This is a genomic window from Candidatus Arcticimaribacter forsetii (assembly GCF_910589745.1).
Taxonomy (GTDB): domain Bacteria; phylum Bacteroidota; class Bacteroidia; order Flavobacteriales; family Flavobacteriaceae; genus Arcticimaribacter; species Arcticimaribacter forsetii.
In genome coordinates this window covers 367564-393606 of record NZ_OU342399.1, presented here as the reverse complement: position 1 = coordinate 393606, position 26043 = coordinate 367564, and the positions used below count along the sequence as shown (strand labels likewise).

General features: G+C 33.9%; 23 protein-coding genes and 1 tRNA gene. 15 read left to right on the top strand and 9 right to left on the bottom strand.

All coding sequences use genetic code 11. The features are described from left to right. Nucleotides 1-132 precede the first annotated feature (132 nt). The 11 genes from NG655_RS01890 (at nucleotide 133) to NG655_RS01845 (ending at nucleotide 10190) form a co-directional block, all read left to right on the top strand. Nucleotides 133-384, top strand: a complete 252-nt coding sequence (locus NG655_RS01890; protein WP_252157658.1) for a DUF2061 domain-containing protein — start codon at nucleotides 133-135, stop codon at nucleotides 382-384. 7 nt (nucleotides 385-391) lie between these two features. After that, nucleotides 392-1114 (top strand): phosphoadenylyl-sulfate reductase, encoded by a 723-nt coding sequence (locus NG655_RS01885; protein WP_252157657.1) that lies wholly within the window; start codon nucleotides 392-394, stop codon nucleotides 1112-1114. Between the two features lie 3 nt (nucleotides 1115-1117). After that, nucleotides 1118-2005: a sulfate adenylyltransferase subunit CysD gene (gene cysD, locus NG655_RS01880; protein WP_252157656.1), complete on the top strand. Its 888-nt coding sequence runs from the start codon at nucleotides 1118-1120 to the stop codon at nucleotides 2003-2005. A gap of 10 nt (nucleotides 2006-2015) precedes the next feature. Next, nucleotides 2016-3257, top strand: a complete 1242-nt coding sequence (locus NG655_RS01875; protein ID WP_252157655.1) for a sulfate adenylyltransferase subunit 1 — start codon at nucleotides 2016-2018, stop codon at nucleotides 3255-3257. 2 nt (nucleotides 3258-3259) lie between these two features. Continuing rightward, nucleotides 3260-5335: a nitrite/sulfite reductase gene (locus tag NG655_RS01870; protein WP_252157654.1), complete on the top strand. Its 2076-nt coding sequence runs from the start codon at nucleotides 3260-3262 to the stop codon at nucleotides 5333-5335. Next, nucleotides 5319-6083, top strand: a complete 765-nt coding sequence (cobA, locus tag NG655_RS01865; protein WP_252157653.1) for a uroporphyrinogen-III C-methyltransferase — start codon at nucleotides 5319-5321, stop codon at nucleotides 6081-6083. The genes NG655_RS01870 and cobA overlap by 17 nt, the downstream gene beginning before the upstream one ends. Continuing rightward, a complete protein-coding gene (locus tag NG655_RS01860; RefSeq protein WP_252157652.1) occupies nucleotides 6071-6652 on the top strand; it encodes a precorrin-2 dehydrogenase/sirohydrochlorin ferrochelatase family protein in 582 nt (193 codons plus the stop codon). Before cobA ends, NG655_RS01860 begins: the two co-directional genes overlap by 13 nt. Further along, a complete protein-coding gene (locus tag NG655_RS01855) occupies nucleotides 6649-7668 on the top strand; it encodes an NAD(P)/FAD-dependent oxidoreductase (protein ID WP_252157651.1) in 1020 nt (339 codons plus the stop codon). The genes NG655_RS01860 and NG655_RS01855 overlap by 4 nt, the downstream gene beginning before the upstream one ends. 172 nt (nucleotides 7669-7840) lie before the next feature. Further along, complete coding sequence (locus NG655_RS09470; RefSeq protein WP_419469261.1) at nucleotides 7841-8092, top strand: Smr/MutS family protein; 252 nt, start codon at nucleotides 7841-7843, stop codon at nucleotides 8090-8092. Further along, nucleotides 8011-8442 carry a hypothetical protein gene (locus NG655_RS01850; RefSeq protein WP_252157650.1) on the top strand — a complete coding sequence of 144 codons (432 nt, stop codon included), beginning with the start codon at nucleotides 8011-8013 and terminating at the stop codon, nucleotides 8440-8442. Before NG655_RS09470 ends, NG655_RS01850 begins: the two co-directional genes overlap by 82 nt. 47 nt (nucleotides 8443-8489) lie before the next feature. Continuing rightward, a complete protein-coding gene (locus tag NG655_RS01845; protein ID WP_252157649.1) occupies nucleotides 8490-10190 on the top strand; it encodes a tetratricopeptide repeat protein in 1701 nt (566 codons plus the stop codon). Between the two features lie 292 nt (nucleotides 10191-10482). Here the strand turns inward: NG655_RS01845 and NG655_RS01840 are convergent, their stop codons facing one another. From NG655_RS01840 to NG655_RS01825, 4 genes are all read right to left on the bottom strand, one after another. Next, on the bottom strand, nucleotides 10483-11037 hold the full coding sequence (locus NG655_RS01840; RefSeq protein WP_252157648.1) for a type 1 periplasmic binding fold superfamily protein: 555 nt from the start codon (nucleotides 11035-11037) through the stop codon (nucleotides 10483-10485). Nucleotides 11038-11053: 16 nt separating this feature from the next. Further along, the gene (locus tag NG655_RS01835) at nucleotides 11054-13432 is read right to left on the bottom strand and encodes a TonB-dependent receptor (RefSeq protein WP_252157647.1); all 2379 of its coding nucleotides are present in this window, start codon (nucleotides 13430-13432) and stop codon (nucleotides 11054-11056) included. Nucleotides 13433-13486: 54 nt separating this feature from the next. Continuing rightward, nucleotides 13487-13831: a hypothetical protein gene (locus tag NG655_RS01830; protein WP_252157646.1), complete on the bottom strand. Its 345-nt coding sequence runs from the start codon at nucleotides 13829-13831 to the stop codon at nucleotides 13487-13489. Between the two features lie 113 nt (nucleotides 13832-13944). Next, a complete protein-coding gene (locus NG655_RS01825; protein ID WP_252157645.1) occupies nucleotides 13945-14337 on the bottom strand; it encodes a MotA/TolQ/ExbB proton channel family protein in 393 nt (130 codons plus the stop codon). A 108-nt stretch (nucleotides 14338-14445) separates the two neighbouring features. On the opposite strand from NG655_RS01825, the gene NG655_RS01820 reads away from it, so the two are divergent. Both NG655_RS01820 and NG655_RS01815 read left to right on the top strand, forming a co-directional pair. Continuing rightward, nucleotides 14446-14949 carry a rhodanese-like domain-containing protein gene (locus tag NG655_RS01820; protein WP_252157644.1) on the top strand — a complete coding sequence of 168 codons (504 nt, stop codon included), beginning with the start codon at nucleotides 14446-14448 and terminating at the stop codon, nucleotides 14947-14949. 119 nt (nucleotides 14950-15068) lie between these two features. After that, nucleotides 15069-15245 (top strand): hypothetical protein, encoded by a 177-nt coding sequence (locus NG655_RS01815; RefSeq protein WP_252157643.1) that lies wholly within the window; start codon nucleotides 15069-15071, stop codon nucleotides 15243-15245. Between the two features lie 157 nt (nucleotides 15246-15402). Here the strand turns inward: NG655_RS01815 and NG655_RS01810 are convergent, their stop codons facing one another. Together NG655_RS01810 and NG655_RS01805 are read right to left on the bottom strand one after the other, a co-directional pair. Beyond that, a complete protein-coding gene (locus NG655_RS01810) occupies nucleotides 15403-17667 on the bottom strand; it encodes an aconitate hydratase (protein WP_252157642.1) in 2265 nt (754 codons plus the stop codon). A gap of 196 nt (nucleotides 17668-17863) precedes the next feature. Continuing rightward, a tRNA-Gln gene (locus tag NG655_RS01805) sits at nucleotides 17864-17936 on the bottom strand. Nucleotides 17937-18083: 147 nt separating this feature from the next. Here NG655_RS01805 and NG655_RS01800 point away from each other — a divergent pair. Continuing rightward, complete coding sequence (locus NG655_RS01800) at nucleotides 18084-21638, top strand: glycosyltransferase family 117 protein (RefSeq protein WP_252157641.1); 3555 nt, start codon at nucleotides 18084-18086, stop codon at nucleotides 21636-21638. On the opposite strand, the gene NG655_RS01795 is transcribed toward NG655_RS01800, so the two are convergent. From NG655_RS01795 to dgt, 3 genes are read right to left on the bottom strand one after another with little or no spacing between them, the layout of a single operon-like run. Beyond that, the gene (locus NG655_RS01795; RefSeq protein ID WP_252157640.1) at nucleotides 21639-21938 is read right to left on the bottom strand and encodes a thioredoxin family protein; all 300 of its coding nucleotides are present in this window, start codon (nucleotides 21936-21938) and stop codon (nucleotides 21639-21641) included. 44 nt (nucleotides 21939-21982) lie between these two features. After that, nucleotides 21983-23215: a metallophosphoesterase gene (locus NG655_RS01790; protein WP_252157639.1), complete on the bottom strand. Its 1233-nt coding sequence runs from the start codon at nucleotides 23213-23215 to the stop codon at nucleotides 21983-21985. Between the two features lie 18 nt (nucleotides 23216-23233). Continuing rightward, a complete protein-coding gene (gene dgt, locus NG655_RS01785; protein ID WP_252157638.1) occupies nucleotides 23234-24553 on the bottom strand; it encodes a dGTP triphosphohydrolase in 1320 nt (439 codons plus the stop codon). 170 nt (nucleotides 24554-24723) lie between these two features. Here dgt and NG655_RS01780 point away from each other — a divergent pair, with 170 nt between their 5' ends. Then, complete coding sequence (locus NG655_RS01780; protein ID WP_252157637.1) at nucleotides 24724-26007, top strand: autotransporter outer membrane beta-barrel domain-containing protein; 1284 nt, start codon at nucleotides 24724-24726, stop codon at nucleotides 26005-26007. Nucleotides 26008-26043: the final 36 nt, after the last annotated feature.

The following is a 26043-nucleotide window of genomic DNA, read 5'->3' as shown; positions in this document are numbered from 1 at the left end:
ATTCAATTTAACTGCGTAAAAACTGTTTTTTCAAAGATAAAGAATTATACTTTAACTTAAATTCCTATAAAGTTAATAGGATTTATATGTTTTGTTGTTAAATGTTTTATATTTGCATCCTATTTTGCAAATATGATTACCGAGATATTATTAAATAACACAAACAAAAAAGGACCTAGAGCTAAGGATGAAAAAATCCTTCGAAGTGTTTTAAAATCTATAAGTTGGAGACTTATAGGTACTATTGATACCATTATAATTTCATATTTAATTACGGGTACTCTAGAGTTTGCACTCCGTATTGGTTTTATTGAATTAATAACCAAAATGGGATTATATTTTTTACATGAACGCCTTTGGAACAAAATTAAATGGGGTAAATAGTACGCTAATGGAAAAAGATTATCTAATAGAATTAAACAATAGTATCGGGGAAAATAATAAATCCTTAGAAAAAGCTTTTGATGTTTTCAATGAATTAAAACTTGGGAAAGCTGCTTTTTCAACCTCCTTTGGACAAGAAGATCAAGTTTTAACCGACTATATCTTTAAAAATAATATTGATGTTGATGTTTTTACTCTAGACACAGGGAGGCTGTTTGAAGAGACCTATGAAGTGTATCACAAAACATTAAACAAGTACGATAAAAAAATCACCCCATTCTTCCCCGACTCTCAAAAAACCGAAGCTCTTTTAAGCACTAAAGGACCTTTCAGTTTCTATGAAAGCGTAGAAAATCGAAAAGAATGTTGTGGAATTAGAAAAGTAGATCCACTTCAAAGAGCTCTTAAAGGAGTAGAAGTTTGGATTACTGGTTTACGAGGGTCACAAAGCTCTTTCAGGGAACAACTCCAAGCATTTGAATACGACTCTTCTTTTGGACTTTTAAAATTCAATCCTTTAATCCATTGGAATTTAGAGGAGGTAGAAACATATTTAAAGCTAAATAAAGTTCCACAAAACACATTGCACTCAAAAGGATTTGCAAGTATAGGTTGTGCTCCTTGTACACGAGCTATCGAAAAAGGTGATGACCTCCGAAGTGGACGTTGGTGGTGGGAGAATAGTAAAAAAGAATGTGGTCTTCATCAGACTCAAATCACTAAATCATAAAAAATGAATATTCTTAAACAATTAGAAGAAGAAGCCATTTACATTATACGTGAAGTGGTAGCACAATTCGACAAACCAGCCTTGCTTTTTTCAGGAGGAAAAGATTCAATTGTACTGTTACATTTATGTCATAAAGCATTTTTACCTGCTAGAATACCCTTCCCTTTGGTTCATATAGACACAGGACATAATTTTCCTGAAACGATATCACTTCGTGATAAATTGATAGACCAGTATCAAGTTAAACTTCATGTTGGTTTAGTACAAGATAGCATAGACCAAGGAAAAGTAGTTGAGGAAAAGGGGAAATATGCAAGCAGAAATAGCCTACAAACCACAACCTTACTCGAAACTATAAGCGAACTAAAGTTAGACGCATGTATGGGTGGTGCACGAAGAGATGAAGAAAAGGCAAGAGCAAAAGAACGTATTTTTTCTGTACGTGATGATTTTGGTCAGTGGAATGAAAAATTGCAACGTCCTGAATTATTTGATCATTTAAACGGAACAATTCAACCGGGAGAACACATTCGTGCATTTCCAATCAGTAATTGGACCGAACTGGATGTATGGGAATATATACGTCAAGAAAATCTTGAAATTCCTTCTATTTATTATGCACATGAAAGACCGGTTTTTAAACGTGATGGTCAACTAATGCCCGTTACAGAATTTCAACAAATAGACCCAAGTGAAATCGAAATTCAATCGGTAAGATTTAGAACTGTTGGAGACATGAGTTGTACAGCAGCTGTATTATCTGAAGCAGAAGAACTTGATATTATAATCGAAGAAATTAGAGACTCTAGTTACTCAGAAAGAGGAGCTCGAATGGATGACAAACGTTCGGAAGGAGCAATGGAAGAAAGAAAAAAAATAGGATACTTTTAATATCAACCCAATGAATTTATTAAGAATAGCTACAGCAGGTAGTGTTGATGATGGTAAGAGTACTTTAATCGGAAGATTACTATACGAAACAGGATCTTTGAAAGACGATCAAATTGAGCACATACAAGAAAAAAGCACCTCTAAAGGATTAGACCACTTAGATTTTTCTTTGGCAACAGATGGTTTACTTGCTGAAAGAGAACAAGGAATAACCATCGATGTATCGCATCTTTATTTTAAAACTAAAAAAAGACGCTTTATTATTGCCGACTCTCCAGGTCATATAGAGTACACCAGAAATATGGTGACAGGGACTTCTAATTCGGATGTTACTTTGTTGCTTCTCGATGCTCGAAAAGGGGTTATCGAGCAAACTAAACGTCACTTTTATATTACCCAGTTATTGGGAATTAAGAAATTAATTTTTGCTGTAAACAAAATGGATCTTGTTGAATTTGATCAAAACATATTTGATCAAATTAAAAAACAGATCAAAGTTTTAATTGAAGAACAAAACACAAAAGATTTACAAGTATATTTCATACCACTTTCTGCACTTAAAGGAGACAACCTTCTTGAAAAAAGTGAATCAATGAAATGGTATTCGGGAGGAACGCTTTTCGATGTAATCGAAAATATTTCACTGGAAGAACCTCCATACAAAGAAAATGTTCTTCAAGTACAAACGGTTATCCGACCTAAATTAGACGAATATCATGATTATCGTGGTTTCGCTGGGAAAATTAAAAGTGGATCGTTTTCCTTAGGAGATACAGTTGAAGTTTTTCCTTCTGGAACCAAAACTAAAATAAAATCAATTGAACGTTATGGGGAAGCCAAACTAAAAGTAATTCAGGGAGAAAACGCAACTCTATTACTTGAAGATGAAGTTAATGTTTCTCGAGGTGACTCTTTATTTACTTCCAGCGAATCTTTAATAGCTACCAAAACAATTAAAGCTAAAATTTGTTGGATGCAAGAAAATGCACTTAGCATAGGAAGCAAATATTTACTCCAATTCGGAACTAATAAATCCCTTTCAAAAGTAACTGATGTTTCTGAACGAATTAACGTAACAGGAAATGGTTCTGAAAAAGCTACTTCACTTGGATTAAATGATATTGGAATTGCCTCTTTTCAATTAGCCAATACAATTCAGAGTATTCCTTATCAAAAAAATAAGAGTCTCGGGAGTTTTATCATCATAGATATTAATACTAATAATACGGCCGGAATAGGTTTTATAGAATAAGAATGGAAAGTTTTAGAACAGAATTAGAAAACCCAGTAGTTGAAAAAGATATTCTTGATTTAGAAAAGAAGATTTTTCAATTTAAAAACAACAAAATAGATGAAGAAAAATTCAGAAGTCTCCGTCTAGCTAGAGGTGTATACGGTCAACGCCAACAAGGTGTACAAATGATTCGTATTAAACTTCCAATGGGAAAATTTACTGCAAAACAATTACGTCGAATCGCTGACGTTTCAGATGAATATGCTAGTAGTAATTTACACATAACAACACGTCAAGATATTCAAATTCATTATGTTTTATTAGATCGAACTCCAGAATTATGGGCAGATTTAGAAAAAGATGGAATTACTTTAAGAGAAGCTTGTGGAAATACTGTACGTAATGTAACGGCGTCGGTAATGGCAGGTGTAGACCCAAATGAAGAGTTTGATGTAACCCCTTATGCAAACGAATTTTTTGAATACTTTTTAAGAAATCCTATTTGTCAGGAAATGGGAAGGAAATTTAAAGTTGCCTTTTCTAGCTCCTCTTCTGATGATGCTTTTACATTCATCCACGACTTAGGTTTTATCCCTAGAATTGAAAATGGTATTCGAGGTTTTAGAGTTCTACTTGGAGGTGGAATTGGATCGCAACCGATGGATGCACATGAAGTATTTGATTTTCTTGCTGCAGACAAAATTATCCCTTATGCTGAGGCAGTAATTAGAGTATTTGATCGCCACGGAGAACGTAATAAAAGAAATAAAGCACGTCTAAAATTCTTAATTAAAGAAATTGGGATTGATTCATTTAAGCAATTAGTAAAAGATGAAATGGTTGTTGTTAACCATCAAACATATTCTATTGAGCCAAAAGAACGTGATCTTAAAGAAGCTAGTTTCAGTGGAAAACCAAAAACCATAACAAGCCCTGAATTTGAAGCTTGGAAAAACACCAACATCTTTAAACAAAAACAAGAGGGGTATGTTTCGGTTGGATTACCTATAAAAACCGGAGATATTTCTTCGGATAAATCAAGATTATTAGCTGATATAATTGAATTATTTACAAAAGACGATAACCGTTTTTCTGTTGGACAGAGCATCTTACTTCGCGATGTAAAAGAGGAACATCTTTCTACTCTTTATGATGCACTAGAGCAATTGGACTTACACAGAATTGGTTTTCATAAAATTAATGATATTGTTGCTTGTCCAGGAACAGATACTTGTAATTTAGGAATTGCGAGTAGTATGGGGTTAGCTAACGAACTTCAGCGTTTGATTGAGACTGAATTTAAAAGCATCATTAATACTCATAAAATTGACATTAAAATTAGTGGTTGTATGAATGCCTGTGGACAGCACACACTTGCTCATATAGGGTTTCAAGGAATGACGCTTAAATCGAATGGACTAATTGCTCCAGCTACTCAGATTTTATTAGGAGGAGGAGTTTTAGGTGATGGTACCGGAAGATTTGCAGATAAATTATTAAAAGTTCCTGCAAAAAGAACTCCTTCAGTATTGCGTTGGATCTTAAATGATTTTGATGAAAATAAAACTAATGATGAAGACTTCTTCGCTTACTACGATCGTCAAACAAAAGATTATTTTTATCAAAACTTAAAACACTATAGCGCTGTTGACAATCTGGAAGCTGATGATTTTATTGACTTTGGTACTAAAGAAAAATATGAAAAAGCGATTGGAATCGGAGAATGTGCCGGAGTTACTATCGATTTAATTCAGACTTTAATATTCGAAGCAGAAGAAGCATTTGGGTGGGCAACGGAAGCACTTTCAGAAAAACGTTTTGGTGATGCGACCTATCATGCATACAATGGACGAATTCGCGCCGCAAAGGCATTACTTACCTCTGCAGAGGCTAAGACCAATAGCCACGCTTCAATAATAGAAACTTTTGATTCTCATTTCCCATTATTCAAAGAAGAACGATCTCTTTCGTTTATTGAAGGAATCGAAGAATTCAAAAACAAACCATCTGACGAAGAGTTTGCAATTTCGTTTCTTAAAGAGACCGAAGAAACTATTCAGTGGATTAAAAATTCAAGAAATGCAACAATTAAATAAAGGAAGTATTTGCCTTGTTGGAGCTGGACCTGGGGATCCTGAGTTAATAACTCTAAAGGGACTTAAAGCTATTCAAAATGCAGAAGTAATTTTGTATGATGCGCTTATCAACCCGCTTCTTTTAGATCACAATCCTGTTGCCCAGAAAATTTTTGTGGGGAAAAGAAGGGGGTTTGCTAAAAAAAGCCAAGAAGAAATTAATCAACTACTAGTGGAGTATGCTCTTAAAAACAAAAGAGTCGTTCGTTTAAAAGGTGGAGATCCATTAATTTTTGGTCGTGCATGTGAAGAACTTTCTTACGCAGCTTTGTTTAATATAGAAACTTCAATAATCCCTGGGATTTCTTCTTTCACAGGAATTGCTGCACAACATCAAATACCACTTACAAAAAGATCTATATCTGAGAGTATGTGGGTTACAACCGGGCATACTTATGATGGTCGAATTTCATCTGATATTCCATTAGCAGCTCAAACAAGCGCTACTGTTGTTGTTTTGATGGGAATGCGTTTCTTAAAACAAATTGTTGCTGCTTTTGCAGAACACAAACCAGATAATTATCCGGTAGCGATTATTCAGAATGGAACAACTAAAGCAGAGAAAGTAGTTTTAGGAACTCTAGCAACTATAGAAAAAGAAGTTCGTGAACACGCTATTTCTAATCCCGCAAATATAATTTTTGGCCCTGCAGTTCTTGATCAAGTAACTCAATATAAAAACTTAAAGAGTACGTTATGTTACAGGTAAACGAACTCTATCCAATATTCCTTAAAACAGAACAATTAGAGTTCTTAATTGTAGGGGGAGGGAATGTTGCGCTAGAAAAATTAGAGTTTTTACTTAAATCTAGCCCAAATGCAAAAATAACTATGATTGCTCCTTTTTATCGGGAAGCAACACTAGATTTTGTGTCTAACAGGCCGAATGTAAAATTAATACACAGAACTTTTAATTCTTTCTTTTTAAAAGGCAAGCATGTTGTTATCGCAACAACTGACAAGCCAGCAGTCAATAAAAGAGTACATTATTTCTGTAAAAAAAAGAGAATATTAGTTAATGTTGCGGATACTCCCGACCTTTGTGACTTCTATATGGGAGCTATTGTAACAAAAGGAAATTTAAAAATTGGGATTTCTACAAACGGAAAGTCACCAACATTGGCTAAAAGAATACGCCAATTTTTAGAGGATTTATTACCTGAAGAGGTAAATGATTTACTCGATACGTTACAAAATTATAGAAATACTTTAAATGGAGATTTTGAATTTAAAGTGAATGAGATGAATAAAGTTACTAAATCAATTTTAGAGAAATGATACGAACAGATATAATCATAATAGGAGCAGGACCAGTAGGATTATTTACCGTTTTTGAAGCTGGATTAATGAAGCTTAGATGCCACCTAATAGATGCTATACCACAAGCAGGAGGTCAACTCACCGAAATATATCCAAAAAAACCTATTTACGATATCCCTGGATTTCCTTCGGTACTAGCAGGAGAATTAATAGACAATCTAATGAAACAGGCAGAACCTTTTAAGCCTGGCTTTACACTTGGAGAACGAGCTGAAACTATTGAAAAACAAGAAGACGGAAGTTTTATTGTTACTACTAGCGAAGGAACTCAACACCAAGCTCCTACCGTAATGATCGCTGGAGGATTAGGTAGTTTTGAACCTAGAAAACCTAAAATCGAAAATTTACCTCAGTTCGAAAAAAAGGGTGTAGAATATATGGTTCGCGAGCCTGAATCATTTTTAGGGAAAAAATTGTTTATTTCAGGAGGTGGAGATTCTGCCCTAGATTGGGCTATTTACTTTGCAGAAAATCATAATATACCTGTTGGATTAGCACACAGAACGGATATGTTTAGAGGTCATAAAGATTCTGTAGAAAAGATTTATGATCTTCAAAAACAAGGAAAAATTGAGCTTTATACTCACGCAGAAGTTGTTGGTTTAACGGGTTCTGAAACTCTTGAACAAATTGAACTTAAACAAAAGGATAAAGACAATATAAAAATTGATGTTGATTATTGGTTGCCTTTATTTGGATTGTCACCAAAACTAGGTCCAATTGGAGATTGGGGTCTAGAAATTGAAAAAAATGCAATCAAAGTAGATAATACTTTAGACTATCAAACCAACATTCCTGGAGTATTTGCTATCGGGGATGTAAACACTTATCCTGGGAAATTAAAATTAATTCTTTGTGGTTTTCATGAAGCAACCCTTGCTGTACAAACGGCTTATAAGATAATTTATCCGGACAAAAGGTTCACCATGAAATACACAACGGTTCAAGGAGTGCAAGGTTTTGAGTCTGAATAAATTTATATTTTAACTTAATATTTAGAAAATATTACAATCGCGTTAACACCTATTCAATTAAAAACTAGATACTTTTAAGTATTATTTTCATGAATAGTTAGAGTTAGTAATTTGATTATTTGCTCCCCTTTACTTTTTGTATTGGGGAGTTTTGATTTTATACCTTTGTTGAATGAAACACAACAAAGACAAAATTACCAGTATAGATCTTCATGGAATTCGGCATAAACAAGCTTTAGAACTAGTTCACGCTACTATAAAAAAATGTTCTGGGAATGGTAATTTTTCATTGACAATTATCACTGGAAATTCTACAGTACTTCAGGATAGAATTTTTAATGAATGTTTAGAATCAACCAACTTCACTTACTATATTCCATCATGGAATATGGGGCAGATTATTGTCGAAAATATAGTGTTATAATTCTTACACTTCTATACACTTACTTAATCAACAAAGCAATTAATCCAATTACAGCAGCACCTACAAAGCCTTGTAAAAAAACTTCAATTCCATTCATAATTTTAACATTTAATATAAATATACAAAATATGCCAAGACGCAAAGGCTCTCCAAATAAAGTAACGTCAGAAGTCAAAGAACAGTTACAGAATCTTATAGATGAGGTTGTAAATTCAATAGATGTGAATTCAATGGACACTAACCAAAAGTTGAAACTGTTACAGCTATCTCTACATTACGTTATTCCTAAGCTAAGAAGTACAGAAACAATAGAGAAACCTTATGAGGATTTACCTCTGTTTATTGATTAAATGATGTTTTTAAAATGGTTTTGTATATTGTATTGGAAATTATATTTATGAAAAAGTTATTTCTTCTTTTACTGTTAGTTCCTATGGTTTCTTTTGGGCAAACCAAAGAAGGACTAGAACTGTGTTTAGCAATGCAATCAAGCAACTTTATGTCAGACTCCGAAGCAGAAAATGCTTTAGATAAGATACTAAATACCATTGGTGCATCTAAAAACTTTGTTCTTACTCCTTGTAGTGAGATTAATAATGCTGCTGCAACTTCTTACAAAGGGATTCGGTACATTCTTTATGACAAAGAGTTTATGCAGTTAATTAATTCAAGAACAAATAACTGGTCTAGTCTGGCTATCCTTGCCCACGAGGTAGGTCATCATATCAATGGACACGCACTAGATATAACAATGTATGCAGGAGGAGTAGTTGAAGCAAAGTCTCTTGCAAATAAACGTAAACAGGAATTAGAGGCAGATGAGTTTGCAGGGTTTGTAATGGCACGAATGGGCGCAAGTTTAAATAATGCTTTGTCTTTTACTAATATTTTTACTGACAAAGACGATACTTACTCTACGCATCCTTCTAAATCTAAACGAGTAAACGCTGTTAGAAGAGGGTTTAATAAAGCAGGAGGTAATTCATCTGTAGCAGACACAACTAACAAACCTACTGAATATACCCGAAAGAACACCAATATGTCTGTTGAAGAATATATCAATAGAGGAATAGAAAGAAGAGATTCTAATAATTACAATGGAGCAATTAGCGACTTTACTGCTGCAATAAGAATTAAGCCAGATTATGAATTTGCTTATTTCCAACGAGCATATGCTAAATATGTATTAAAAGACTATTACGGAACAATAAACGATTACTCTAAAGCTATTGAATTAAAACCTGATTATGCTTCTGCTTATAACAACAGAGGGAATGCTAAATTAGATTTAAAAGACTACTACGGAGCAATAAACGATTACTCTAAAGCTATTGAATTAAATCCTGATTATGCTATGGCTTATAACAACAGAGGGATTACTAAAGATGATTTAAAAGACTATTACGGAGCAATAAACGATTACTCTAAAGCTATTGAATTAAATCCTGATTATGCTTCTGCTTATAACAACAGAGGGTTTGCTAAAGGCAAATTAAAAGACTACTACGGAGCAATAAACGATTACTCTAAAGCTATTGAATTAAATCCTGATTATGCTATGGCTTATAACAACAGAGGGATTACTAAAGATGATTTAAAAGACTATTACGGAGCAATAAACGATTACTCTAAAGCTATTGAATTAAATCCTGATTATGCTTATGCTTATAACAACAGAGGGTTTGCTAAAGATGTTTTAAAAGAATACTACGGAGCAGTAAACGATTACTCTAAAGCTATTGAATTAAAACCTGATTATGCTATGGCTTATTTCAACAGAGGGGTTGCTAAAAAGAAATTAAAAGACTACTACGGAGCAATAAACGATTACTCTAAAGTTATTGAATTAAATCCTGATTATGCTGATGCTTATAACAACAGAGGGAATGCTAAAGGTGATTTAAAAGACCATTACGGAGCAATAAACGATTACTCTAAAGCTATTGAATTAAAACCTGATTATGCTAGTGCTTATTCCAACAGAGGGATTGCTAAAGAAATGTTAGGGGATTTAAATGGTGCTTGTGCTGATTGGAAAAAAGCAGCTAGTTTAGGTCATCAAAATTCAGCTCAATGGGTCAGAGACCAATGCAACTAAACATAAAAAACCCCCACCGAAAACAACAGCTAACTGAGGTGTTTTTTTTGTAAACTAGAAACGCTAGTTAAACATCCTTATTTGACCCTAATTGGTGTTTTATCGGTATCTCTGTGTACAAATTTGTGTACAAATAATCTCCTAGCCCTTATAAATAATAAGTTTAATATGTTCTTGTCGAAAATGTAGTTTTGTAATGATTCCTTCTTACGAACAGAACAATTAATTCATAAAAAACACCCTTGGATTTTAATCCATAGGGTGTTTAATTTTTAAGAACGTTTAGAAAAAATTATTCTACTGATATCGTAAAAGAAGCCTCAATATCAGTTTCTCCCCCTGCAGTTGCCAAATTATCCGTAGGCTTATTCGGCTCATGACGCAAAGTAAAAGTTAGTATACCTGAACTTACACCATTTGCAACTAAAGAAAACTCAGTCCCTAATGCATTCCCATCTGAATCAAAATTAGTAGCATTTACAGTAACATCTAAACCAGAACCTACTGTATAAAAGAACTGGTGTTCGTCTGCTTCTTCTTCTACTTCTTCTGTTATATCCTCTGCGGGTCTGCTCGATTCGTCAAGTAAAGAAATACTGCCGTTGTAGGTAACACCTGCCGAAAGGTTAGATGAAACATAAATAATAGGCTCATCGGGTCCATCGCCGTCTAAATCTTGCGTTGATAAAGTAATGGATGTTCCTCCTCCTTCTGGAACAAGTGTAACTGTTAGGGTTGTTATTAATTCTTCTTCGTTTACTAATTCTGGAGTATCATCATCATTTGAACATGATCCTAATAATAAAAGAGTAAAAAGTATGGCTGGTAATAAAAAAATGTTTTTCATAAGATTACTGTGTGTGTTAATATTTTAATTTAATATTTAATAAAAAGTTTCTTCCCAAATCATCTGCAAATAAGCGCATTCGATTTAAATAATTTCTGTAAGAAACATTCAAGAGGTTTGTAACTTGAAAACCTAGTGTTAAAATTGATCTTTCAGAAAAATCAAAATCAATTGATGAATTGAAATTGATTAAGTGATATGCAGGAGGAGGTGTGCTACCATCAACCTCTACATAAGATTCGGTGTTGGGAATATACACCTCAAAATTCGTGTTTGGAAATTCATTTTGTCTAAACACGTATTCACTTTGTAATGCTAAACGTAAGTTGTTAAACTTATTGTTGTAATAAACTATTTCATTTGTTGTATTTACTGGAGGCATGTTAATTAGAGCTTCGTTTTGGGTTTTGTCTCGACCTTTTACAATTGATAGTTGATGATTGAATTGCATCTGTTCGTTAAAGACATAGGTGGCATTTAAATCTACTCCTAATAATTGAGCATTCGTTTGACGGTATTCCCAAACCTGAAAAGTACCCCGAATCGTGCTAGTAGTTGATACTGGTTCGATCAGAATAAAATCCGAAATATTATTAATAAATGGATTAATAGAATAACTAAATTTATACTCTTTTCGTTCTAGTGCGAAAGAAAGTTTATGTCCAATCTCTGAGTTGAAAGATAGATCACCTAGCTCAATTCGAGAAGCAGAATGGTGTAACCCTTCACTAAAAAGTTCTGAAGGATTTGGAATTCTGGAGGTAAGTGAATAGTTAAAATACAGCGTATGTTTCTCATCAAAACTATTTACTATTCCAAGAGTTCCAGAGCCATTATTAAAATCTAACTTAGGGTTTGTTAAAATCTGACTTCCAAAATCTTCAACTACCAATTCAGAAAACTGTTGATTATAATTTCTTGATTCCCAAAAAGAGGTTCTATAGAATTTAAATACATCCATTTTTGTAAAGTCAAATCGTGCTCCAATTTCAAAAAGCCATTCCTCATTTGCTTGATAATCTCCTATAATATAAGCTCCAAGATCATATTTATCATAATCTGGTATCAGCCTTCTAACCCCAGTATTTCTGGCAAAGTTTTTTTGATAACTCCCCATAAAACCTACTTTAAGATTTGACTGATTCGAAGTTTTAGCATCCAAATCAAGCCTTAAAGTGTGGGTGTCTAATTCCAAGTCTAAAGAAGCTTTACCTCGATCGGCACCCCTTCTTATATCGAATTCAAGCCTGTTATTTTTTTGGTAATCATATTGAAATTTAACCTTCCCTAAACCGACCAATCTTTTGTATGCTTTAATTCGAGCCAAATGATGTGTTACGTCCTGTTTTGGAGCATCGATATCATAAGTAAATTCATTTATAACAAGAGGTCGATCACTTTCAATAGCTCTAAGTAAATCTTGAGCACTTCCTACATGTGAAGCTTTTAATATTCCTATTTCGTTTTTAAAAAAAGAATACAATGCTTCAAACCCAATATCGTAAGTGTTAAGTCCAAATTTCAACAGGGCATTTCGTTCATATATACCAGTATTACTCAAATTATAATCTGCAGTTTCAAAATCACCGAATTGTTTTATACTCCCTTGTAAAGCAGTATACCATCCGGTATCGTAGCTCTTTATTAACTCAGAATTAAAAAACATTCCTCTCCCATTTGAACCTACACCAAGTTGCGTTTTTCCATAAATACTATCTTTAAAAGGCACTTTTGAAGCTTCCGCTATAATTACTCCCCCTATTGCATCTCCACTATATTGGAGCGCTCCTGCTCCTTTAATTAAAGTGAGTTTACTAATCGAATTAACATCAACATTAGGAGCATGTTCAGCTCCCCATTCTTGATCTTCCATTCGCACCCCATTATTTATAATTACAATTCGACTGCTATGAAGCCCATTAATCATAGGCTTAATAACTGTGTTTCCTGTATTTAATGAAGAAACTCCACTTAGATTTGCCAATGCATCGCCAAGAGATCGGCTACTGTAACGCTCTAGTTCCTCTTTATTAATTATATTTTCTTGAAGTGTTTTGGATTGATTACTTACTACCTTTCCATTAATGGTAATTTCATTGAGTTCCTCTAAGTGATGTTCTAACTTAAACGTCTTAAATGTGTCTCCTGTTACAGAAACACGAAAACCTTTAGTTAAACAAAACGGATGAGATACTTGAATAGAATAGGTTTCATTACATAAGTGATGAATTATAAATTTACCCTCAGAATCAGTAACAAAACTTCGCTCGGAGCCAGCAACAATTATAGTTGCACCTTCAAGTACAGTGCCGTCATGAAAGTCTGTGAGTATCCCCCTAAGAGTGTAATCACAATCTTGTGATAATAATGGAAAACTGCATATTAGCAGAATCATTAGAAAATAAATTCGCATAGAATGACTGAATTAACATAGAAAATAGTTTATTACTTATGTTAAAGCAGGCGGCCCACGGAGTTTTATGTTAGTGATTGTAAGACTGTGTAACAACAAAGAATTAGAATTTTCTTTGACTGTTTCAGTATGTAATAAAACTTCTTGTTTTATTTGCTCAGCTAAGCGGTAGGTTAATGGACTAAATTGAAGAGTACAAATCTCACACTCAACACTAGATTCATGGACATGTACCTGTTGTTCTGTACAAACATTATGATCGTGATCTTCAAATAGAAGAACAAACTGAAAAACAGTGGGTAACAACAAAGACATCAACAGCATAGAAGCTATTGTGTTTTTAATTATCTGTTTGTTTGTTTCAATAAATAATGTTGTCATCTTGACAAATTTATAAAAACACTTTGGTTTATAACCAGTGATTGTTATATAATTAAGAAAACAGGTCTATCTAACCCGTTGATAATGAAAAGTGAAAGGGTTGGATTAAGATCTTAAACTTTACTCAAAAATCTTAAACCAATAATTCCAACTCTGGATAAGGCAACTGTTAATAGACCAAATGTGGAGGTTAATAATGCTACTTTTAGACCTCCGGCAACCATAGACGGCGCTACATTTCCTAAAGATTCAATAGCGTCAAAAGCAGAAATTAAACCAATCATAGAGCCCAAAAATCCGATAACCAACCCTAGGTAACTAAAATCTTTAGCCAACTTTATCATTTTTAAAATGTGACTATTATCTGCATTAAGTTTTAAAAATCCTTTAACGATAAAGAAAATCGAAAGTAAAAAACTTATTAAAATAAGAGACATAAATAAGGTCCCTCCATCTTCGAATAAATTTACTAAAATGGAGTTCAAGTATAAGCTAGTTAAAAACATATAAAAGATAATTTGATTTATAAAACATTAATTTTGTCAATCAAATATAACAAAGTTGCATGTTAAATTGACCTCTAATAAAATTATAAACTGGAAAAAATTTGTTCATTGAAACTAAAAAGAACTCATTTAATAACTCTTATTGTGCTGATTTCTGTTTTTAAAACAAATAATGGATTTGCTCAGGATCCATCGTTTTATAAAATGATAAATCAATTAACTACAGGAACAGTTCCCTCAATTACTAGCGAAAAACTTAAAGTTAAAGAGGATTTTATCTTGTTAGATGTACGCTCTAAAGAAGAATATGATTTAAGTCATATAAAAAATGCTATTTGGGTTGGAGAAGGTGATTGGAATCTAAATTTATTGAATGAATTAGAAAAAGACAAAACAATTATTGCTTACTGCAGCGTTGGATATAGAAGTGAAAAACTTGTGGAATATCTGATTTCAATAAACTTCAAAGATGTATACAATCTTTATGGTGGTATTTTTGATTGGAAAAACAAAGGAAATCCGATAGAAAATAGCTCTGGAAAGACCGAAAAAATTCATGGTTACAATAAGAAATTTTCAAAATGGATTAAAAATGGAGCCATATTTTATTAAGGAAAATACTTATTTTTTTAATCGATTTTTTTTATTGACGGTTATTTAAAAAACTTGTTCATAGAGAGATATATGTATTTTTTAAAAAAATATTGTATCTTAAAAGAAAATAAACTAGCATGAATGAAGTTGCAATTGTTATTATTTCAATCATCATTCTTATTGTTGGGGTAATTGTTTATGGCGTAATTAGTACAACAATGGGTACTGAAGAGGATGTAAACAACAATTATATCCCAGACAGATTTGAACGTATGATTGGTAAAGATCCTTCCAAGAAAAAACAAAAAAACTGATTTTTCATTAGCATCTTTTAATCTTAAATTGATTTTTTATTCCAAATTTTATTGGATTCTAAAATCAATTCAGGGCTTTTTTGTGTATAAAATAAATTAATATCCATAAAAAAAGCCCGTTTAAAAACGGGCTTTTAAGTTTTATGTTTTTTAAAAGTTAAGCTGCATTTTCCTTCTTAATCAAATTCAAAGCAGAACCTTCTTTAAACCATTCAATTTGTTGTTCATTGTAGGTATGGTTTGCTAAGATCGTATCTTTAGAACCGTCTTCATGAACTACTTCAATTGAAATTTGTTTTCCTGAAGCGAAGTTTTTCAGGTCAACAAAATTAAACGTATCATTTTCTTGAATTAGATCATAATCAGCTTCATTATTAAATGTTATTCCTAACATACCTTGCTTTTTAAGGTTTGTTTCGTGAATACGAGCGAAAGATTTAACTAATACAACTTTCACACCTAAGAAACGAGGTTCCATAGCTGCGTGTTCTCTTGAAGAACCTTCACCATAGTTATGATCTCCAACTACAACTGTTTCAACTCCAGCAGCTTTGTACTGACGTTGAACATCTGGTACACCACCGTATTCTCCTGTTAGTTGATTTTTAACAAAGTTTGTTTTTTGGTTGAATGCATTTACAGCTCCAATTAAACAGTTGTTTGAAATATTATCTAAGTGACCACGGAAGCGTAACCAAGGTCCAGCCATTGATATATGATCTGTTGTACATTTTCCGTGTGCTTTGATTAATAATTTAGCGCCAGTCAGGTTTTCACCATCCCAAGGAGCAAAAGGTTTTAAAAGCTGTAAACGTTCAGAAGTGTCTTTTACTACAACGTTAACAGAAGATCCGTCTTCTTGAGGAGCTAGATAACCGTTATCTTCAACATCAAATCCTTTTGGTGGTAATTCCATTCCAGTAGGTGGATCTAATTTTACTTCTTCCCCATCTTGATTGATAAGTGTATCGTTTACAGGATCAAAATCTAATCTTCCTGAAATCGCTACTGCTGCAACCATTTCTGGAGAAGCAACAAATGCATGTGTATTCGGGTTTCCGTCAGCACGCTTAGAGAAGTTTCTATTAAATGAGTGAATAATAGAATTCTTTTCTTCTTTATCAGCACCATCTCTGTCCCATTGTCCAATACAAGGACCGCAGGCATTTGTAAATATTTTTGCGTTAAGCTCTTCAAAAGGAACTAAAAGACCATCTCGCTCAGCTGTGTAGCGTACTTGTTCAGATCCTGGATTGATTCCAAATTCTGCTTTTGTAACTAATTTTTTCTCTACTGCTTGTTTGGCAATCGAAGCGGCACGTGATAAATCTTCGTAAGAAGAGTTTGTACAAGAACCTATTAGACCCCATTCAACTTGTAAAGGCCAGTTGTTTTCGCTTGCTACTTTGCTCATTTCCGAAACAGGAGTAGCTAGGTCAGGTGTAAAAGGTCCGTTAATATGTGGTCTAAGTGTGTCTAAGTCTATTTCGATAACCTGATCGAAGTAAAGTTCTGGATTAGCGTAAACTTCTGCATCTGCAGTTAGATGCTCACGAACTTCGTTAGCAGCATCAGCTACATCATCACGATCTGTAGAGCGAAGGTAACGTTCCATAGATTCATCATAACCAAAAGTTGAAGTGGTTGCACCAACTTCAGCTCCCATGTTACATATTGTTCCTTTTCCAGTACAGGACATTGACTCAGCACCATCACCAAAATATTCGATGATAGCTCCTGTTCCACCTTTTACAGTTAGGATCCCTGCAACTTTAAGAATTACATCTTTAGGAGCAGTCCAACCATTAAGTTTTCCTGTTAATTTAACTCCAATTAATTTAGGGAACTTTAGTTCCCATGGCATATCTGCCATAACATCAACTGCATCAGCTCCACCAACTCCAATAGCAAGCATTCCTAACCCACCTGCGTTTACTGTGTGTGAATCCGTACCAATCATCATTCCTCCTGGGAAAGCATAGTTTTCTAAAACCACTTGATGAATAATACCAGCTCCTGGTTTCCAAAATCCAATACCATATTTATCAGATACTGATTCAAGAAAATCAAAAACCTCAGCTGAAGTAGAATTTGCTGATTTTAAATCTGCAGATGCTCCTGATTTTGCTTGGATTAAATGATCACAGTGAACTGTTGTAGGAACAGCAACTTTAGACTTCCCTGCTTGCATAAATTGCAACAGAGCCATTTGTGCTGTCGCATCCTGACAAGCAATTCTATCAGGTTTAAAATCTACATAATCAATTCCTCTGTTAAAAGAACGATCAGATTGGTTCCAAAGGTGAGAATAAAGTATTTTTTCTGACGCTGTTAAGGGCTTTCCTGTTAACTGACGTGCTTTTTTTACGCTTTCACTTAGTCCAGCGTATAATTGCTTTATCATCTCAATGTCAAATGCCATAATGCTATTTTTAAATTTGGGTAAAACTACAAAATTAAGACAATAGAATTGAGTCAAATATGTAATTTATTGACTCAAAAAATTATAAGAATGTGAAATTTGAAACAAAGAAAAAGAAGATCTACTTTTTTTTAAAGCTTTTTCTCTCAAAAAAATCGACTTAAAATAAAAAAAGCCCTCTAACAAGAGGGCTTTGTTGGTCTACTAGGGCTCGAACCTAGACTCTTCTGGACCAAAACCAGACGTGTTGCCAGTTACACCATAGACCATTGGAGGTGCAAATTTAATAGAAATATTTGCTCCTACAAGTCATTTTTAAAAAATAATTAACTCCTGGCACATAAAAGTTTGCATTCTGTTAAATTCAAGGTAGTTCGAGCAAATATTCTTACATTCGTTTTCAGAAAAATAGACCTATGAATGTTAATCAATTCAAATTCTGGAATCGTACACTTGGTTGGAGTGTTTTTACTATCGCTCTCTTAACATTTGGGCTTACGGTGGAACCTACGGCTAGCTTCTGGGATGCTAGTGAATATATTGCTACCTCTGCTAAACTTCAAGTCGGACATCCTCCAGGCGCTCCTTTCTATCAAATGATGGGTGCGTTTTTTGCAATGTTTGCTAATGGTCCTGAACAAATAGCATTAATGGTAAATTTAATGTCTGTTTTTTCTAGTGCTTTCACTATTTTATTTTTATTCTGGACCTTAACTCTTTTACTAAAAAAACTTCCCGCTTTTAAATCAATTGAATCTAAAAACGATGCTCTTGCATTTTTTGGAAGTGCAGTCGTTGGAGCTCTTGCCTTTTGTTTTTCTGATAGTTTTTGGTTTAATGCAGTTGAAGCGGAAGTTTATGCAATGGCTACCTGCATACTTTCTTTATTATTCTGGCTCAGTCTTCGTTGGGAAGAAGAAATGAATACTCCTAGGGGGGATCGATGGTTACTTCTAATTGCTTTTGTTATTGGACTTTCTTTTGGGGTTCATTTTATGGGGTTATTGACTATTCCAGCAATGGGGATGATCTATTATTTCAAGAACTACAAGACGGTTACTTTTAAAGGGTTTATTACTGCAAATATTATTTCCGTTGCTGTTTTACTTTTTATATTTAAACTACTTCTTCCTCTTACTTTAGCTTTATTTGGTAAAATGGAGGTTTATTTTGTTAATACACTTGGGTTCTCTTTTAATAGTGGTACTATTTTTACTGCTGTTTTACTGATCACTTTCTTTATCTATACCCTTAAAATTACTCGTGAAAAAAACTATGTCAATCTCAATACAGGAATCTTGTGCATTTTATTTGTATTTCTTGGGTTTTCGTCTTGGATAATGCTTCCTATTAGAGCCAATGCAAATACTGTAATTAACGAGAATTCTCCAACCGATGCAAGACAACTCCTAGCCTATTACAATCTAGAGCAATATCCTGAAACTAAACTGTTTTATGGTCCCATGTTTTCTGACATGTATGCTGGACAAGACGAACAGGAACCCTATGTAGATGATAAACCTAAATATGAACGTGACGAAAAAACAGGTCGCTATATTATAGTAAATAATTGGGAAGGTTCAAGAATTAATTCCAACTCCAAACATAAAGGTATTCTTCCAAGGCTTCATAGCACCGAACATGCTGCCAACTACATGAACTTTACAGCTCCCTTAGAATTTGAAATTAAACCTGAATACCGAAGAAGTGCTGAACTTAAAAAAGAAGTTGATTCGTTTAGAAGAGATGCAGCCGAGGGAACGGTTTCTGGTGAAGACTATCATACATTTTTCAAACAAATGTCTCCTTATCTAAACATTGAAAAACCTTCTTTCATAAGTAACATGAGATACTTATTTGAATATCAAATAGGTTATATGTATGTGCGATATTTCATGTGGAATTTTGCAGGTCGCCAAAACGATATTCAAGGAAGATTTACAACCTTGAACGGAAACTGGATTAGTGGAATACCATTTATTGATGCTATAAGACTTGGAAACCAAAGTGAGTTGAGTGAAGACATTTTAAACAATAAAGCAAGAAACACCTATTTCTTCCTTCCTCTTATTTTAGGTTTGATTGGTTTATTCTTTTTATATGGCCAAGATAAAATGAAATTTTGGGTCTTAATGTTATTTTTCTTGTTTACAGGCTTAGCTCTTAAAGTATATCTTAATGAAAGGCCATTTGAACCAAGAGAAAGAGACTATGCCTTGGTGGGTTCCTTTTATGTTTTTGCAATTTGGATTGGAATCGGAACTTTTGCTTTAATTCAGAATTTTAAACAAATCCTGAAATCTAAGTTTACTGTGCCTGCATCTATATTATTATGTTTAATGGCAGTTCCTGTATTAATGGCATTCCAAAACTGGGATGATCACGATCGATCGAATCGCTACACAGCACAATCTATATCTAAATCGTATTTAACTTCTATACAAGAAGATGTTGGTGCTCTTATTTTTACTATTGGAGATAACGACACCTTTGCGTTATGGTACGCTCAAGATGTAGAAGAATACAGACAGGATGTTCGTCCTATTAACACCAGTCTAATTGCTACCGATTGGTATATCGATCAAATGAAACGAAAAACATATACTAGTGAAGCGATCGATATTCAACTTAAACATCATCAATACGCTTATGGAGTTCGTGACTACATTAAGCATGAATCTAAAATAGATAGTGTTAGGATTGACATTAAAGATTTTATGGATTGGATTGCAAGAGATGATTCTAGAAATAAATACAAGCAAATAATTTTAGAATCAGGAGTAGACCCAAGCATGTATCCTGTTGGAACTCAAGAAATGGTTTTTTACCCTACGAACAAAATTCGAGTTAACGTTAACGTTGAAAACGTATTAAAAAGCGGACTAGTTAAAGAGAAAGATCGTGACTTAATTGTTCCTTATATTGACATCGATTTACCTAAAAGTGGACTCTATAAAAATCAGTTAATTATGCTCGACATATTAGCTAATAATGACTGGAAAAGACCTATTTATTTTACTGGTGGAAGCTTCGAGGACTCAGAATATTTATGGATGAAAGATTACCTTCAACTAGAAGGTCTGGTTTATAAGTTAGTTCCTATCAAGACCCCCGAGAACAAAAACAATCCCTATTTGATGGGACGTTTAGACAGCGACCTAATGTATGATATTGTCAAACAATGGGAATGGGGTAACTCAGATAGTTCAGAGATTTATCATGATCCTGAAACTAGAAAAAACAGTATTTCCTATCGAAGTAATATGGCACGACTCGCTGAAGTTCTTATTGACGAAGGTAAGCTGGAAAAAGCAAAAGAGATTATAGATCTTAATCTAGAAAAAATGCCCGTTGATTATTTTGGATACTACAGTTTACTAACTCCATTTATTCAAAGTTATTACAGAATTGAAGCGAAAGAAGAGGCTAGAAATTTATTTGAACAAATAGCCGAAAAATACCGAGATGAGTTAGAATATTTTGAAAGTCTTTCTCTAGATCTTCAGTACAATTTAGGCGAAGATATAATAACAAATATTGAACGTTACAGAACCCTAGTTGAAGTTATTATTGAAAATAAGGATGAAGAATTTATGGCTTCTAAAATAATAGATTTCCAAAATCACACCGCTCCTTTTGAATTTCTTTATGGCTCTTACGACTACTATACTAGTCAAGAAGACTTTATAGAAGCATTATTTCTTGGGGATGATTCTAATGCGGCGCGTTTGTTGCTAGAAAATATTGCAGCTGTTTATGAAAAACGTTTGAGTAGACTAACCGAAATTCCTAAGGAGAAACAAGTTGCTTATGAAGATATTATAATGAATGAAGTTAACGGTTACCGAAGGTTGATGCTTTATGTTAGCTTATATGAAGATGATGAATATCGTGTGTCTATGGAAAATAGAATATTCAACGCTATTAAACCTTTAGCAATGTTTGATGAAATGTTTTCCGAAGAAGAGTAACTATCCAACGTAGTCATTCATCATACTGATTAAAGTATTCGCGTTTTGTTCACCACTTTGTCTCCAAACCATCTCGCCATCTTTATAAATCATTAAGGTAGGGATTGCTTTTACTCTAAGAGCATCTGTAAGCTTGGCGTTTTTAGTAGTTTCTATTTTAATAACTTTTCCCTGATCTCCAATTGCAGCTGCAACATCTCGAAGAGTGGGATGAAACTCGTCCGAAGGTTCTACATCTTCCTGAAAAAAAACAAGAAGAAGTGGAGCTTTATCATCTATTAATTGACCAAATTTTGACACGACACTAGCGTTTAAAAGTTTTGTGCAATTTAAGATTTTTTTTATTAAACCACTTTATCAGAGCATTTTAAGGTAACTACTGTTATTTCTGGCCAAATTCCGACTCTTCCTGGGTAAGCTAAAAAACCAAATCCACGATTTACATTTAGGAATTGTTTAGCTTGATTATAAACTCCAGCCCATTGCTTATACCTCCATTTTACTGGGCTCCACTTAAACCACCCTGGGATTTCAATTCCAAATTGCATCCCGTGGGTATGTCCACTAAGTGTTAGTTCGAATGGGTAGGGATGGTCAATTACTTGAGCTTCCCAATGAGAAGGGTCGTGGGACATTAGAATCTTAAAATCTTCGGGTTTTACTCCTGAAATCGCGAGATTGAGGTCTCCTGCCTTTTTAAAACCCCCTTTCCCCCAATTTTCAACTCCTACTAAAGCAATCCGTTCTCCATTTTTTTCAAGGTAATGGGCTTTATTCAATAGAACCTGAAAACCCATTTCTTCTTGAGCTTTTATTAAGTCTGAAAAATTTTGCTCTTTTTCTGCCTTAGTTTCCCATTGAACATAATCTCCATAGTCATGATTTCCCATAACAGAATATTTTCCTTGAGGCGCTTTTAGTGATGAGAATAAATCCATCCAAGGATATATTTCTGAGGCCTTATTATTTACCATATCCCCTGTAAAAAGAATGACATCTGATTGTTGCTCATTGATTAGATCAATTCCGTAAGAAACTTTTTCTCTATTATCAAAACTACCGCTGTGGATGTCTGAGATTTGAGTTAAAGTAAACCCATCAAAAGACTTAGGGAGGTTATCGAATTCTAAAGTGTATTTAAGAACTTTGTAATTATACTTACCCTTGTACATCCCAAACAAAAGAGAAGCCAAAGGTACAGCGGCAATTCCAAGTGCTATTTGTGATAAAAATTTACGTCGATCTGGAAAGTAATTATGAACCGATTCACCTTGGGTAAAAAATCTATAAATAGCTTGTGGAATTCTAATTATGTCTTCAAAAAACAGAAAGAGTACAACTAAAGTTTGAAAAACAAAGAGTGAAATAAAGAGTCCTAAAGCTAAACTCATACCGGAACTAAATCCATTCTCTCTAGTATAAAAAGCACTGTGATAAGCAAAGTTCCCTAGAACCATCACTACCACAACCCAATATAAAATTAGTATACTTCGATGTTGTGTTAATGTTTTAATTGCCTGAAAGGCATAAGTTCCAAATAAAGAGAAAAAAAGGAAAAGAATTATCCAGCGTAACATATAAATAAAGGTAAGTAGTTATTTGATTTTTCTAGAAAGCTCCATTGCTTTCCCATCTGAAAGACTTGCAACATAACAGGTTGCGTTTAATAGTGTTGCATAAAGTGAAGCTGAAATAAAAGGGGTTCCGGAAGGAACTAATCTTAAAATTAATTGATCGTATGCATCTGCTTTTCCCTTGAATTCATTGGCAGCAGCCTTAGTAAACGCTTCTAATAAAGTTGTTATTACTTTATAACCAACAATTTCTTTTTGCAGGACTTCAGGGGAGTGATATACTTTTTCGACACTTAAAGAGATAATATCATCTACCTGAGCTACATATTTACTTTTATCTAAAAGAGCATGAGGAAAATCACCCTTTAAAATTGCTTCTTCATTTTTGATGAAAATAGCAACAGAATCTTGAATTAGACTATTAATTGCCAGAGCTCGTAAATAACTCATTCTTTGTGGGGTGTGTTTTAAAGCGGCGTATGTTTTTTTATTGATAGAATCTTTTACAAGATTGATTAAATATTCTAACGCATATGATTCGGAAATCCAACCTAGATTAATTCCGTCTTCAAAATCTATAATAGTGTAACAAATGTCATCTGCAGCTTCTACAAGATAAGCTAAAGGATGTCTGTGATAGGTGTTTTCTCCTTTTTTTAGACCTAAATCTTCAGCTAGGTTTTTAAAGTTCGATTCTTGAGTTTGGAAAAACCCAAATTTTTTATCTGCAACATGACTCGATGGTTTGTAAGGCAAAGATGCTTTTGGATATTTCATATATGCACCGAGCGTTGCTGCACTTAACCGAAGACCTCCTGGAGCTCCTTCTCTAGATTCTGAAACAATTTTAAAACCGTTTGCATTTCCTTCGAACTTACAGAGATCTTCGTATTCGAGTGCACTCAATTCATCTTGGTAACAAGAACCAGGGCCATCAGAAAAAAAGTGACCAATTGCTTTTTCTCCACTATGTCCAAAAGGTGGGTTTCCTATATCGTGAGCTAAGGCTGCTGCAGCTACTATAGCACCAAAATCATTGGATTGATATCCATGAATTTCTGATAAATAAGGATGTTTTTCTAAAACTGCTTTTCCAGCTAATCTTCCAATACTTCTAGCTACTACAGACACCTCTAAACTGTGAGTAAGTCGTGTATGAACAAAGTCTGTTTTAGAAAAAGGAATTACCTGGGTCTTATCTTGTAAACTTCTGAAGGCTGCAGAGAAAACAATTCGATCATAGTCTACTTCAAATCCAAGGCGTGTTTCGTCTTGCTCTTTTCTAAGTCTTTTAGTTTTATCTCCTTGCTTCTGTAATGATAAAAGCTGTTCCCAATTCATAAGTTCATTTTAGGTAAAAATAAGAAGATTTAGGGAGTAAATAAATTAAAGTCTATTACTTGTGAAAAAGAAATTATTAACGGTTTAGTTACATTTTGATAATATTCCGTTAACATGAAGTTGCTGAATTCAAAATATGTTTGCAATGTAATTAAAACAAAATTTCAAAAATGAAAAACTTTCTAAACAAATTTAGCATTTTAACTCTAGTAATGTTTATTTCGTCGCTAATTTCTTGTAGTTCTGATCCAGAGACTATTATTGAAACTGTGATTGTGTCAGAAACTGTAACTGTAACAACAGCTATTCCAACTCCAGATACAGAAACTGTGGGCTCAGGAGGTATTTCTTATATTGATGACTCTCAAACTTGGTCAAATGATCGTATATGGATAATGAATGGTAAAATTGTGGTACGTTCAGGTGCATCTCTCACAATAGAACCAGGGACAATTGTTAAGGCTCAAAACGGTCAGGGAGTAAATGCTACTGCTTTAGTTATAGCTGCTGGGGCTACAATTAATGCTGTTGGTACTTCTGATGCTCCAATCATATTTACTGACATCGAAGACAGCATTTCATACGGTGATGGGGTTATTAGCCCAAATCGTGAATCGACAGATACAGGTAAATGGGGTGGAATTATCGTTCTTGGAAATGCAATTGTTGGTGAAGACGGTGGTCGTGATGATATTGAAGGAATTGCTGAAGGTTTTGATTGGACAAGTTACGGCGGAGATAATGACTCGGATTCTTCTGGCTCTATTTCTTACGTTTCTATACGTCACAGTGGAACACAGTTAGCTGGAGGTGATGAGATTCAAGGTCTCACTCTAGGTGGAGTTGGTTCTGGAACTGACCTCAATAATATCGAAGTAGTTGGAAGTAATGATGATGGAGTTGAAATTTTTGGGGGTGCAGCTGTACTTACCGACATATTAATTTTAAACCAAAGAGATGATGCTATCGATATAGATGAAGGATATAGAGGGTCTATTACTAATGTTTTGATTCAGATGCGTTCGAATTCTGACAACCCTTTTGAAATAGATGGAACAGAAGACAGTACAGGAGTAATTGGAGGCTCGTTTACTATTAACAATGCAACTGTTTATGGAAATGCTTCGCCTGAATCTGGAAAGAATAATTTAGGGGACTGGAAAAGTGATGCTACTGGTTTAACTAATAATGTTGTATATAAGAATATTGATGGTCTTATTATCAAGGGAATCGACACTGATACTTATGGAGGTGTTGCGACTGAAAAAAGCTCAGATAACCTTAACTTTAATGAATTTTATTTTATCACCACGTCAACTTTAGATGAAATATTTGTTAACACATCAATAACTGATTACGCTGACTGGGCTCGATTATCAACTACACAAATTGAAAATACCGGTGCAGACGAATCTTTGTTTTCTTGGACTCTGTGGTCTGCTTTACAGTATTAGTGAATTAATAAAACATAATTTTTTACAAAAAAATCA